Source organism: Microbispora sp. H10670, assembly GCF_014161385.1.
GTDB lineage: Bacteria > Actinomycetota > Actinomycetes > Streptosporangiales > Streptosporangiaceae > Microbispora > Microbispora triticiradicis.
Genome location: NZ_JABBWW010000026.1, coordinates 48633 through 60622, shown reverse-complemented (window position 1 = coordinate 60622; position 11990 = coordinate 48633). Strand labels below are relative to the sequence as shown.

At 71.3% G+C, this 11990-nt stretch carries 12 protein-coding genes; 5 read left to right on the top strand and 7 right to left on the bottom strand.

Annotated features, from left to right (window positions below; genetic code table 11):
• Positions 1-27: 27 nt before the first annotated feature.
• The 4 genes from HHX33_RS28475 to HHX33_RS28460 form a co-directional block, all read right to left on the bottom strand.
• Positions 28-1044 carry an aspartyl/asparaginyl beta-hydroxylase domain-containing protein gene (locus HHX33_RS28475; RefSeq protein WP_182877294.1) on the bottom strand — a complete coding sequence of 339 codons (1017 nt, stop codon included), beginning with the start codon at positions 1042-1044 and terminating at the stop codon, positions 28-30.
• Positions 1045-1105: 61 nt separating this feature from the next.
• Complete coding sequence (locus HHX33_RS28470) at positions 1106-2422, bottom strand: MFS transporter (RefSeq protein WP_182877293.1); 1317 nt, start codon at positions 2420-2422, stop codon at positions 1106-1108.
• Positions 2422-3495: a GNAT family N-acetyltransferase gene (locus HHX33_RS28465; protein WP_182877292.1), complete on the bottom strand. Its 1074-nt coding sequence runs from the start codon at positions 3493-3495 to the stop codon at positions 2422-2424. Before HHX33_RS28465 ends, HHX33_RS28470 begins: the two co-directional genes overlap by 1 nt.
• A 150-nt stretch (positions 3496-3645) precedes the next feature.
• On the bottom strand, positions 3646-4557 hold the full coding sequence (locus tag HHX33_RS28460) for an SDR family oxidoreductase (protein WP_138462681.1): 912 nt from the start codon (positions 4555-4557) through the stop codon (positions 3646-3648).
• Positions 4558-4723: 166 nt separating this feature from the next.
• Between HHX33_RS28460 and HHX33_RS28455 the strand changes: the two genes are divergently transcribed.
• On the top strand, positions 4724-6382 hold the full coding sequence (locus HHX33_RS28455) for an acyl-CoA mutase large subunit family protein (RefSeq protein WP_182877291.1): 1659 nt from the start codon (positions 4724-4726) through the stop codon (positions 6380-6382).
• Positions 6367-6768 (top strand): cobalamin B12-binding domain-containing protein, encoded by a 402-nt coding sequence (locus HHX33_RS28450; RefSeq protein ID WP_182877290.1) that lies wholly within the window; start codon positions 6367-6369, stop codon positions 6766-6768. Before HHX33_RS28455 ends, HHX33_RS28450 begins: the two co-directional genes overlap by 16 nt.
• Before the next feature lie 270 nt (positions 6769-7038).
• On the opposite strand, the gene HHX33_RS28445 is transcribed toward HHX33_RS28450, so the two are convergent.
• Positions 7039-7845, bottom strand: a complete 807-nt coding sequence (locus HHX33_RS28445; protein WP_182877289.1) for an arylamine N-acetyltransferase family protein — start codon at positions 7843-7845, stop codon at positions 7039-7041.
• A gap of 170 nt (positions 7846-8015) precedes the next feature.
• On the opposite strand from HHX33_RS28445, the gene HHX33_RS28440 reads away from it, so the two are divergent.
• Positions 8016-8897, top strand: a complete 882-nt coding sequence (locus HHX33_RS28440) for an aminotransferase class I/II-fold pyridoxal phosphate-dependent enzyme (protein ID WP_182877288.1) — start codon at positions 8016-8018, stop codon at positions 8895-8897.
• Positions 8898-8971: 74 nt separating this feature from the next.
• Here the strand turns inward: HHX33_RS28440 and HHX33_RS28435 are convergent, their stop codons facing one another.
• The gene (locus HHX33_RS28435) at positions 8972-9457 is read right to left on the bottom strand and encodes an ATP-binding protein (protein ID WP_182877287.1); all 486 of its coding nucleotides are present in this window, start codon (positions 9455-9457) and stop codon (positions 8972-8974) included.
• 301 nt (positions 9458-9758) lie between these two features.
• Here HHX33_RS28435 and HHX33_RS28430 point away from each other — a divergent pair, with 301 nt between their 5' ends.
• Both HHX33_RS28430 and HHX33_RS28425 read left to right on the top strand, forming a co-directional pair.
• Positions 9759-10586, top strand: a complete 828-nt coding sequence (locus HHX33_RS28430) for a helix-turn-helix domain-containing protein (protein ID WP_182877286.1) — start codon at positions 9759-9761, stop codon at positions 10584-10586.
• The gene (locus HHX33_RS28425; protein WP_182877285.1) at positions 10577-10783 is read left to right on the top strand and encodes a DUF397 domain-containing protein; all 207 of its coding nucleotides are present in this window, start codon (positions 10577-10579) and stop codon (positions 10781-10783) included. The genes HHX33_RS28430 and HHX33_RS28425 overlap by 10 nt, the downstream gene beginning before the upstream one ends.
• 118 nt (positions 10784-10901) lie before the next feature.
• Here HHX33_RS28425 and HHX33_RS28420 read toward each other — a convergent pair whose 3' ends face one another.
• Positions 10902-11903: a glycoside hydrolase family 11 protein gene (locus HHX33_RS28420; RefSeq protein ID WP_182877284.1), complete on the bottom strand. Its 1002-nt coding sequence runs from the start codon at positions 11901-11903 to the stop codon at positions 10902-10904.
• Positions 11904-11990 lie beyond the last annotated feature (87 nt).

Genomic DNA, 11990 nt, shown 5'->3' with positions numbered 1-11990 from the left:
CGCCGCCCGGCGGGACGGGACGACGGTTCACGCCGCGGACGGGATCCGCCGGGTCGCGGGGATCTCCAGCCGGCGCTCGGCCGTCCCCCTGCGGGTCCGCAGGATGACGGTCGGGGCCGCGCCGTCGGGCACGACCTGGATGGTGCGCTCCTCCGTCCAGCCGGTGAAGCGGAACTCGCCCTCGCCCACGTGGACGAGACCGAAGGCAGGCTCACCGTCCAGCGTCAGGACTAGGCGGTTACCGTCGTCGTCGCTGTTCACGGTCGCCGCGAGCTTCGGCTGGGGCAGCAGGAACTGGCCCTCCGCCTCCTCCCAGTCGGCGAAGGACGCGGGGATCTCGAACGCGCAGTGGTAGCGCTCGGGGTCGTCCAGCGGCACCGTGGGACGGGCGTAGAGCACCTCGTCGGCGGACAGCGTCTCGAGGAAGTCCGGGGGGAACAGGCTCAGCGTCTCCGGTGTGATCAGCGTGTCGACGATCATGTGGATGCGCTTGTCCTGTCCGGTGTTGAGCACCTGGTGCCACCGGCCGAAGTCGCCGAACCAGAACGTGCCCGGCTGCCACCGGTGCTCCACCCCTTCGATGATCAGGGCGGCCCCGGGGTTGGTCGTGATCGGCACGTGCAGCCGCAGGTTCCCCCACGGGAAGCCGACCTTGGTGTCGAAGTGGACCTCACCGATCGCGCCCGGCCCGAGCGCGAGCAACCGCACGCAGCGCAGGGGGGCCGGAACCGAGGCCAGGATCTCGGCGAAGTAGGGGGCCTGGGCGAGCCAGGGCGTGTCGGCGAACTCGTCCAGGCCCGCGCCGCCGGGGTCGGTGCGCTCGGGACGGCCCGTCGGGCTGCGGAGCGGCAGCGCGCGCCAGTCGTAGGGCGCCCGCTCGGCCAGCCCGGCGGAGGTGAAGGTCTGCTGCAACGACCACTGGTGGTCGTCCAGGCGGTCCAGATCCTCGAGAAGCCGCGCGACGTCGAAGGTGGGCAGCAACCGGGCGGCCGCGGGATGACCGCAGACGATGGGTTCCAAGACCTGCTGGTGCGTGACACTCATGAGCTCGATCTCTCCGCATTCTGCTCGACAAGTCCGACGATCACTGTCACCCGAGCCGATATCAGGATGGTCTCTGCGAGGTCTCCTGCGCCGCCACCGCCGCCTCCGTGGTCCCGGTGGTCGGGGCGGTTCCGCTGGTCTTGGTGGTCTCGGCGGTTCCGGCGGTCGCCGTGGGTTCGGCCGCCCGCGGGCCGCGGAGCCGCCCGGACACCGCCGCCAGCCCCACCAGCGCGACCACGCAGAGCACGCCGAGCAGCAGGAAGGAGGTGGCGCCGGTCCAGCCGAACAGGGCGACACCGATGATCGGGCCGATCACGTTGCCGGAGTCGCCGATGAAACCGAACAGCCCGAACGCCTTCCCCTGACGGCTCATCGCCGAGCGAAGCTCGATGAGGCCCCGCCGTGCGGTCAGGTAGAGCACCGCGGCGCCGGCCATGCACAGGACGAAGGACGCGGCGACCGGCACCACCTCCGCGCTCAGGGTCAGGCCCGCCAGGCCGAGTGCCATGAGCGTCATGCCGGCGCGGATCAGGGTCATCAGCCGCAGCCGCTCGGTGTAGCGGCCGAGCGCCCAGGTGAACAGGGCGAAGGTGGCCAGGCCGACGGAGAAGACCACCGAGATCGTGCCGCGTACCGAGCCGTCCCGCCCGGCGCTCAGGTAGAGCGGCAGCATCGGCTCGAAGGCCGAGTAGATCACGTTGGCGAACAGGTCCAGCGCGCCCAGCGCGAGCACCCACAACCACCAGGGGCCCGCCGAGCCCGCGCCCGCGCCGTCCGCCGCCGGCGCGTCGTCCGCCTCGGCCTCCTCGGGCCCTTCCTCGCCGGACCGGGGAATCGCCTGGAACAGCCCGAAGGCGGTCACCGCCGTGACCGCGGCACCCGCGAAGAACAACGTCTCCAGCCCCAGCGGCGCGGCCACGCCGGTGACCAGCGGGCCGATGAGGAAGCCCGCCATCGCGGCGGTGCCGAAGTTGCCGATCAACCGGCTGCTCGACAGGCCGTACCGACGGCACAGCAGGCCCATTCCCGCGTAGAGAGCGGGCGTCACGAGCCCCTCCCCCAGCCCCCAGCAGACGCGGCCCGCCAGCAGCGTCTGCGGGTCGCGGGCCACCGCCGTGATCACGATTCCGGCGGCGGCGATCAGCTGGGCGACGAACGCCACGTGCCCCGGCCGCCAGCGGTCCACCCACAGCCCGCCCAGCGGCTGGGACAACGTCTTGGCCGCGGCGAACAGGGCGAAGGTCAGCGCGATCACCGTCGGGTCGGCTCCCGCGCGGTGCTGGAGCTCAGGCACGAACGGGATGAGCACGGTGTAGGAGGCGTTGACGCTCATGACCGCGATCAACAGCAGCGCGGCACGCCTCCGGGCAGGCGTCATCAATGCGCCTCGATGTAGTCGAACAGCACCCAGTGCATGTGTGCGATGTCCACGCTGAGGTCGGGCTGCGGCCGCGGCGTGTAGACCAGGGCGTACAGGTTGGTCCCGGTCAGGCCGTGCCGCTCCTTGAAGCGGTAGTTGTCCCGGCCCCACTCGATGCGGCGCATGCCGTTCTCGTAGGCCCACCGGGTGCCGCCGTACATCAGCGCGATGTAGGTGCTGTATTCGTTCAGCGTCGCGTATTCGACCCCGCCGCACATGTACGTGACCTCGTCGCCGCGGCGGAACGCGAAGAACGCGCCGACGAGCCGATCGTCGAGCTTCGCGGTGAGCATCATCGCCCCGGGCACGCGCAGCATGGAGTGCAGCGCCTCCTGGTCGAACAGCGCCGGCCAGTCGTTCTTGTCGCTCGTGTCGACGGTCAGCGGGAAGGCCGCAGGGACCAGGTCGTGCGCCGCGTCGCCCTCGACCATCTCGACGCGCAGCCCGCGCTCGGTTGCCCGGCGCAGCCGCCGCGCGACGTCCCGCCGGATCTTGTTCGGCAGGCGCTCGTGCACGTGGGCCTCGTAGTCGCGCGACATCTCGCAGGAGTACGTGCGCTCCAGCAGCACCCGGCCCGTCGGGGGGCCCACGGTGGCCACCCAGTCGGCCACGCCCGCCTTGGTGAGGTTGGGCACGACCAGCGTCTCCGCCTCGCCGTCGGCGATCCACTCCATCGCGGTGTCGTACGCGCCGCGGATCAGATCGGCGGGCACCGGGCCGCGCTTGCTGTACATCGAGTACGTCGACCCGGCGAAGATGATCGGGTTGCCGAACCTGCCCACCAGGTCGACCTGCACCTCGTACCCGTGCCAGAAGGGCGAGCGGGTGGTGAGGTAGAGCGGCAGCACGGACGACCCGTCCGCGCCCTCGGGCCGGGTGTGGACGTAGGCGTGGCGCACACGGTGCTCGATGGGGTTGTTCTCCCACTCGCGCAGCCACCCCTGGGAGTCGTAGAGGCAGCTCGCGATCACCTGGTCCGGCACGTGGTCGGACAGCGACCATCCGGAGGCGACATCGGTGAGCGTCGTCATACCGGTTCTTCCTCCTCAGCCCGGCCGTGTTTCGCCTTCGACGGCGACGTCTTCTTCCACGGCGACGCCCGCGAGTCGGAGCGCCGCCACACGCTAACGAGGGGGGCTCTCACCCCGGTCTCCCCGCCGCCGTCCGAGGCGGACGGACGGTCAGCGATATCCCGTCGTGTCGGCCGGCAGGCCGCGGTCCTGCACCTCGACCAGGTAGCGCCACGCGTCCGGCTGGCTGCCGTCGACGTCGGTGAAGTCGTAGACCTTCGCGAGCTGCCCGCTGGACAGCGACTGGCCGTTCCAGCGCGCCACCTCGGGGTCGCCGGCCAGCGCCGCGACGGCGCGCCCCACATACGCGGGGGTCTCGGAGATGGCGAAGTGCGGGGAGAACTTCGTGGCGTCACGCCAGTTCTCCTCGCTGACGCCGAACTGCTCCAGCATGAACTCCGAGCGCAGCCATCCGGGGGTGAGCAGCACGGCCGTGCAGCCGAACGACTTCAGCTCGTGCGCCAGCGCGAAGGCGATGCGGCTGACCGCGCCCTTGGCCACGTCGTAGAAGAAGGAGACCCGGTAGTTGGCGGCGTTGTACTCGTCGGTGCCGTCGGTCACCTCCACCACCAGGCCGCCCGGGTTCTTGATCAGCAGAGGCAGCGCGAAGTGGCTGGTGATCGCGTGGGTGTCCACGGCCAGGCGGAGCTGGTGGAGCCCGTACTCCAGGTCCGACTCCCAGACCGGCTTGTCCCACTCCATCTTGGTCGCGCCCCAGATGTCGTTGACCAGGACGTGCAGGGCGCCCTGCTCCTTCTCGATGCGGGCGACCAGCGCCCGCACCTCGTCGGGCACGAGGTGGTCCACCCGCACCGGGATGCCGTGGCCGCCGGCCGCGTCGACCAGGGCCGCGGTCTCCTCGATGGTCTCCGGCCGGTCCATCTCCGAGCGCCCGGATCCGCTCGACCGCCCGGTGCAGTAGACGGTCGCGCCCGCGGCGCCCAGTTCGACCGCTATGCCTCTGCCCGCTCCCCGGGTCGCTCCGGCGACCAGCGCGACCTTGCCCGTCAAGGATCCAGTCATGGAGCAAACCGTACGACGAGGTCGGCCCTGGCAAGGGGGAATGACCCCTAGTCTGTCAGGTCCGGTGCGGGCGCCCGCCGCACGCCCTCTCACCTGCGACTCCGGCCGATCTCGGGACGCTCTCGGCGATTGGTCACCCCCGCGCGCACCTGTCAGCCTCGGCCTCATGGACGGCGTGATGGAGCAGCCGGCGGAGGACGCGCGGATCCGTTCGGCGAGCGGCGTGCCGTTGCCGGAGGTCGCGGTCCCCGGTACGGCGCAGCGGGACCCCGTGGACCCCGCCGGCGACCTCGCCGGCGGACCGGACGACCGGCTCGGCCTGCCCGGCGGGTTCCCGTACACCCGCGGCATCCGTCCGGGGATGTACCGCGAACGTCCCTGGACCATCCGGCAGCTCGCCGGGTTCGGCACCGCCCAGGAGACCAACGCCCGCTACCGGATGCTGCTCGACGGCGGGGCCACCGGGATCAACGGCGTCTTCGACTATCCCAGCCTGCGGGCCTTCGACTCCGACGACCCCAGGGCCGGGGCCGATGTCGGCCGCGGCGGCGTCGCCGTGGACCTGCGCGGCGACTTCGACACGCTCTTCGACGGCATCCCGCTGGACGAGGTGAGCGTCTCCCTGGTCTCCTCCCAGCCGATCGGGGCGGTGCCCCACCTCGCCATGTACGTGCGGTCGGCCGAGCGGCGCGGCTTCGCGCCCGCCCGCCTCGCGGGCACCAGCCAGAACGACTTCCTGATGGAGACGGCGATCACCATCGCGCCCGAGGCGCTGCCGCCCGCCGGGTCCTTCCGCCTGGCGTGCGACCTGGCCGAGTTCGCGCTGCGTACGATGCCGCGCTGGAACCCCGTCAGCGTGAGCGGCTACAACTACCGCGAGGCCGGCGCGGACGCGGTCCTGGAGATGGCCCTGTGCCTGGCCCACGGGCAGGCCGTCGTACGGGCGCTGCTCGACCGCGGTTTCGCCGCCGAGCCGGTCCTGGCCCGGGTCACCTTCTTCCTCAGCGCCCACAGCGACTTCTTCGAGGAGGTCGCGAAGTATCGCGCGCTGCGCCGCATGTGGGCGCACTGGGTGCGCGACGAGCTCGGCGTCCGCGACCCGCGGGCGCAGCTGCTGCGCTACCACGTGCAGACGTCAGGGGTCACCAACAGCGCCCGGCACGCGCACGTCAACATCGCGAGGAGCGCCCTGCAGGGTCTCGCCGCGGTGTGCGGCGGCACCCAGTCACTGCACGTCAACGGGTACGACGAGGCGGTGTGCATCCCGAGTGAGCACGCCGCGCTGACCGCGCTGCGCACGCAGTACGTGCTGCTGCACGAGACCGGGGTGGCGAAGGTCGCCGACCCGCTCGGCGGCAGCTACCTCGTGGAGTACCTCACCGACGAGCTTGAGGAGCGCGCGCGGCGCGTCCTGGAGCGCATCGGAGAGCTCGGCGGGATCGTGGCCGCGACCGAGCGGGGATGGGTGCACGCGGAGCTCGCACGGACCGCCTTCGCCGACCAGAAGGCGATCGAGAACGGCGAGCGGCTGGTCGTCGGCGTCAACACGCAACTCGACGGCGACGCCGAGGAGCTGGACCGCTTCGAGCTGCCGGAAGGCAGCCTCGAACGGCAGGTGGCCGCCCTGGAGCGGGCGCGGTCCCGCCGCGACCGGGAGGCGGCCGGCGTCGCCCTGAAGCTGGTCGCCCGCGCCTGCCGGGACGGTGAGAACGTCATGCCGGCGGTCCTCGACGCGGTCGACGCGGATGTCACGTTGGGCGAGCTCGGCCGGGTGTTCCGCGACGAGCTGGGACGATGGGAGTTCCCGTTGTGGCAGGAGTGCTGAGCGGCCGCAAGGGCGTCGTGGCGAAGCTGGGGATGGACGCCCACTGGCGGGGCGCCATCGTGGTGTGCAACGGGCTGCGGGAGGCCGGGATGGACGTGGTCTATCTCGGGCACACCACCCCCGCGGACCTCGTGGCCGCCGTCCGCCGGGAGCGGCCCGACCTGGTGGGCCTCTCCTCTCTGACGGGAAACCATCTGCAGGAGTGCCGTCGCCTGATGAGCGCCCTGGACGCCGAAGGGCTGGGGGATCTGCGGGTCGTCGTCGGCGGCACGATCCCGGCCGAGGACCGGGACACGCTGCTGGCCCTGGGCGTGGACGGCATCTTCGGCACCGGCAGCCGCCTCGACGTCATCGTCGACGACGTCGCCGCCCTGCTCGACCACTGAGCTCGACCACTGAGCTGACCACCTCGACCACCGAGCTCAACCACGGAGCTCGACCTTTGAGCTCCGCCACCGAGCTCTGCCACTGAACTCTGCCACTGAACTCTGCCACTGAACTCTGCCACCGGGCTCTGTAACCGAGCCGGTGGCGCTCCCCGGCGCCCCGGGGGCCTCGCGGGTCGCGTCGCGTACGCCGGGCACCGGGTGCCGGGCGCCGGGGGGTGGCGACCGCGCGAGGCCTTGGGGCTGCGCTCACGCGCTTCAGGTCGCGCTTCAGGCGTTGAGGGACTCCGTCGTCGCGAAGCGCTCGGCGTAGCAGGCTCCCGGCGACCGGTCCAGGTGAATGCCGAAGATGTCGCGGTAGGCCGCCACGACCGCCTGCTCGTCCTCCAGCGTCACCTCCGTCGTACGGCCGCCCGACGTCGTGATCAGCCGGTTGCCGTGCAGCGTCACCCGGCCGTCGGGGGTGCTGAGCGAGCAGAGGTCCATCGCGTTCCAGAACGACTCGGGCGACACCTGGTGCCAGTCCCAGGACGGCACGAAGTCGCGCAGCCGCCGGGGGTGCGCCTCGACCCGGTAGCGCGGGCTGCCGTCGCAGTACACGTCGAGGTCGCCGTGGCCGGCCTCGACCACCCGGAACTCGCCGCCGGGGTCGCGCTGCGGCTCGTCGGTGTCCATGCGCAGCGGGAACACGTTGAACTGGCCGAACCCCACGTCCACCAGCCAGGGGCCGTCCAGGTCGACCCGCAGGACGAGGTGGTCGAGCGGGAAGACGGGCGTGCCGTCCTCCTCGAACACCGCCGCCGCCAGCAGCGTGACCTCGTACCCGATCTCGCGCAGCAGCGCGGCGAAGGCGCCGTTGAGCTCGTAGCACCCGCCGCCGCGGCGCAGCCGTACGAGCTTGTCGAGGAACACGTCCTCGTCCAGCGTGACCGGCGTACCGAGACGGGTGTAGATGTTCTCCCACGGCACGTGGTAGAGGTGCCGCTGGTGCAGCTCACGCAACGTGTCGAGGTCGGCCGCGCGCGGCGCCGGCGCGCCGATGCGGTCGAGATAGGCTCGCATCATCCGCTGGTCCATGCGTTCGATCGTGCCATCGCGCGCGCGCCGGAGGCGGCCCGCGAGAGCCGTCCGAGACCACGCGGAGGCGGGCCTGAGGCCGCGGCGGCGGTGAGACCACCCTGATAGCGCGCTCGGCTACGGTGCGAACAGCCCTGTTGGCCCCTGTGGTCCTTGGCAGGAGGACGACCATGCGCACCTTGTCCTGTTCCGGCCCGGACCTGGCCGGGCGGATCGCCCGGCGCCACTTCGTCGGGCAGGACAGGGTCGCCGTCGCCGCGGACGCCGACGAGCTGATCCGCCTGCTCGCCGCCTCGCGCCGCGCCGATCCCCGGCCCGTCGTGATCAACGCGCAGACGCGGCGTGGGCACGCCGACAGCCTGCGCGCCGCCGGGGTGCCGTTCGTGGAACTGCCCCTGCGCGACTACCGGATCTGCGCCGAGGAGCTGTGCGCGCGGATGGCGCGCGGCGCCGGCATGGTCATCGTGGCCAACCCGCACGATCCCACGGGCGGAGTGCTCGGCGCGGATGCCGTACGGTCGCTCTGCGCCGCGGCCCGGCGGTACGGCACGCTCGTCGTGTTCGACGAGTCGAGCGCGGAGTTCGCGCTGGGCCCGGATTTCACCTCCGCCCGGTGGGGCGCGCGGTACGGGACCGACGTCTGCGTGCTGCGGACCTACGGGTCGCCGGGGTTCGGCTATCTGATCGGGGCGCCCGCGGTGGTGGGGCGCCTGGCCGCGCCGCGTCCGCCCGCCGCCCCGCCCTCCCATGACATGGTCCTGCTGGAACGCCTCCGCGCCGCCAACCGGTCCGCTCGGGAGTCGCTGTGCCGGGGGCTGGCGGAACTGGGCGTCGAGTTCCTCCCCTCCGCCGCCGACTTCGTGCTCGTCCGGCTGCCCGGGGTGGCGTCGCGGGTCGCGGACGAGCTGCGGGCGGGCGGCCACGCCTGGGCCGCCGACATGACTCCCATCGGGCTGCGCGACCACCTGCGCGTGCCGGTCGGGCGGGAGGACGACGTGGCCGCGCTCCTCTCGCGGCTCCGGACGATCCTGGCCGGCCTCACCAGCCGATGACCCCACCCACCTGAAGCCGTGGTGCGGCACGTCCCGCCGCATCGATCACGTGCGTGTCGACGGCCCGCCGTACGTCACCGGCGCGCGGCCACCCGGAACCAGACCGATGCGCCGGTGTCGTCCTGCCACGAGCCCCACGCGGTGGCGAGTCCGTCCACCAGCCACAGGCCGCGCCCGCCGGCCGCCTCGGCGTCCGGCGCCCGCATCACCGGCGCATCCACGGCCGATCCGCCGTCGCGCACCTCGACGCGTACGCCTCCGGCGTCGCGGGTCATCCGCACCGTCACACGGCCGTCCTGGTCGCGGCCCGAGTCGGAGTGCGTGACCGCGTTGGTGACCACCTCGCTCAGCAGCAGCAGCACGTCGTCGAGGACCGGGGCCGCGACCCGCTCCGCGAGCAGGCCGCGCGCCCACTTCCGGGCCTCGGAGACCGACCTGTCCGCCCCGGGGAACCTCCGCCGCCAGGTGCCGTACGGCCGCGTGCCCGGCGAGGCGGGCACGCCCGCGCCGCGCGGGTCCCGGCCCGTCCCGAACCTCTCGTGCCGCTCGCCCGCCGTCACCGATCGCCTCCAGTCTGGGGTCCCCGCCCTGTGCGGACCTCCCCTCGCCCGGTTGGCGGAGGAGAATCACCGCATTCATCCGGAATCGGCCCCGCAGTCGCCGGGAAAATCAGCGCTCTGCTTTTATCCGGCTTTCCCGAATGGACGACCCGCGCCTAGACTGCCTTTCCGTCATCGGGCCGGCGAGTGGTTCATCAGGCCGAAACAGCGCAGGCCATGACGCCCCCTGGCCTGTCTTGGACTTGACACGGAATTACCCCGCGTACGCCGCATGGAATTGCCTGGATCGGGAGGTAATGCGATGAATGTTGTGCCGTCTCTCGATCCGGCGTCCCCGAGAGTGCGATTCGGCGCCGAGCTACGCCGCCTGCGGGAGGCCGCGCAGCTCTCGCAGGCGGCGGTGGCCGCGCGCCTCGGCCGCACCCAGACCCAGGTGAGCCGCCTGGAGAAGGCCACCCGAACCCCGTCGAAGTCGGACGCGGAACGGCTGGACCGACTCTTCGGCACGCCCGACGGGGTCTCGTTCACGCGGCTCTATCAGCGCATCGTCGCCCAGCCCGGCGCCCCGGTCTGGTTCCGCAGCTGGGTCGAGGAGATCGAGCCCACCGCCCGCGTCCTCCGCTCCTGGGACCCCCTCCTGGTCCCCGGCCTCCTCCAGACCGAGGCGTACGCCCGGCATCTGTTCAGCCGAGGACGGCAGATCGGTCCCGATGAGGTGGAGCACCATGTCGAAGCTCGCATGCAGCGGAAGCGGATCCTCGATCGGGACGATCCCCCGTTCTACCTGGCCCTCATCGACGAGGGCGTGTTGCGCCGCAGGATCGGCGCTGCCGAGTTGATGCGGGAGCAACTCGATCACCTGCTTGAGAGCGCGCAGCGACCCGCCGTCGCCATCCAGGTTGTCGATCCGGAATGCGTGGCGGGATTGGCAGGCGCCTTCATGATCGCCGAGTTCGCGCGGGGGGAGCCCGATGCGGTCCACGCGGATTCACCCGCGCAGGGACATATCACCACCGATTGCGACCACGTTTCCGCGATTTGGAAGCGCTATGAGGCGATACGACTGTGGGCCTATCCTGAGCACGTATCCCTCCGAGTCATCGAGGAAGTGAGACGCGAGTGGACCTGAGTGCCGCTGTCTGGCGGAAGTCGTCGCGTTCCTCGGATAACGGCGGTCAGTGCGTCGAGGTGGCCGTCAATCTGCCGGGGGTGGTGGCCGTACGGGACAGCAAGGACCCGGACGGCCCGAGACTGACCTTCACTCCCGCCGAGTGGCGGACATTCATCAGCGGCGTCAAGACCGGAGAGTTCGACTCCCTGATCTGATGGAGGTCGGGCGGTGACCGCCGCCGGCGCGACCTCCCCATGAACGTGCCGGAGTGGGACAGAGACGTGGCGCGGCGGCTTTGAGCCGCCGCGCCACGTGTGCCGTGTGGCGGGTGGGTCAGCTCGCCGAGCAGGAGACCGACGGCCAGGTCCAGTTGCCGTTGTGCTGGATCGTCACACCCCAGTTGTTGCCGCTGCCGTTGGGCCTGGCGACAAGCTGCTGGGAGCTGGGATAGCTGGTGCTGACGTTCCAGGTGGAGAGGACCTTCGCCGGGGACGGCACGTTCATCGTCACGGTCCAGTTGCTCGAACCGCTCACCGAGACGTTGAGGTTGTACCGGTCGCTCCACTGCTGCCCGGCGGAGAGCGTCGCGGTGCAGCCGCCGTTACCGGGGGGCGGAGTGGTGGTCGGGTTCGACGTGGGGTTGCCGGAGCCCCCGATGGTGATGTTGGAGTTGCCGCTGCTCTGGTAGCCCTCGGTGGCGAGGATCTGGTAGTCGTGGCTGCCGAGCTGCATGCCGTAGCGGGCCCACGCGTCGAAGTGGTTGCCGACGGTGATGGTGCCACCGGTCCGCTTCTGCTGACGGACGCTCCAGTACTGGTTGAACGTCTGGTTGCCGTCGATCGACGGGGCGTTGTAGCGGGTGGTCTGGTAGACGTCGTAGGTGCCGCCGTCGCTGGTGACGGTGCCCTTGTACGTCCCCGTCGGGCGGTAGGTGCCCCAGTTGTCCACGATGTAGTACTCCACCAGCGGACCCCGGGTCCAGCCATAGACGGCCAGGTAGGCGTTGCCGGACGGGTTGAAGCTGCCGGAGTAGGTGATGGTCCGGCGTCCGCCGGGCTTCCAGCCCTTGCCGGCCACGAAGTTGCCGGTGTTGCGCCAGGAGGTGCTGTAGTTCCCGCCCGATCCCAGATCCATGGAGACGGTGCCCTGGCTGTCGGTCCAGAACGAGAAGAAGTAGCCGTTGTTGGTGCCGGTCTGGTTCGTGGTGACGGCCGCGTGGGCCACACCGGGCAGCAGCGCCACCGCCGCGGCCAGCACCACCGCGGTCACACGGCCGACCAACGACCGCAGAGAGCCGCGTCCGCGGCCCCTCGAATGGGCCATAACGTCGTTCATGTACGTACTTCCTCCTCATGAATAAGCCGAGAACGGCCGGGAGAAGAGTCGCGGCCGGCAATCGTGATCGGTTCGATCCCGAAACTA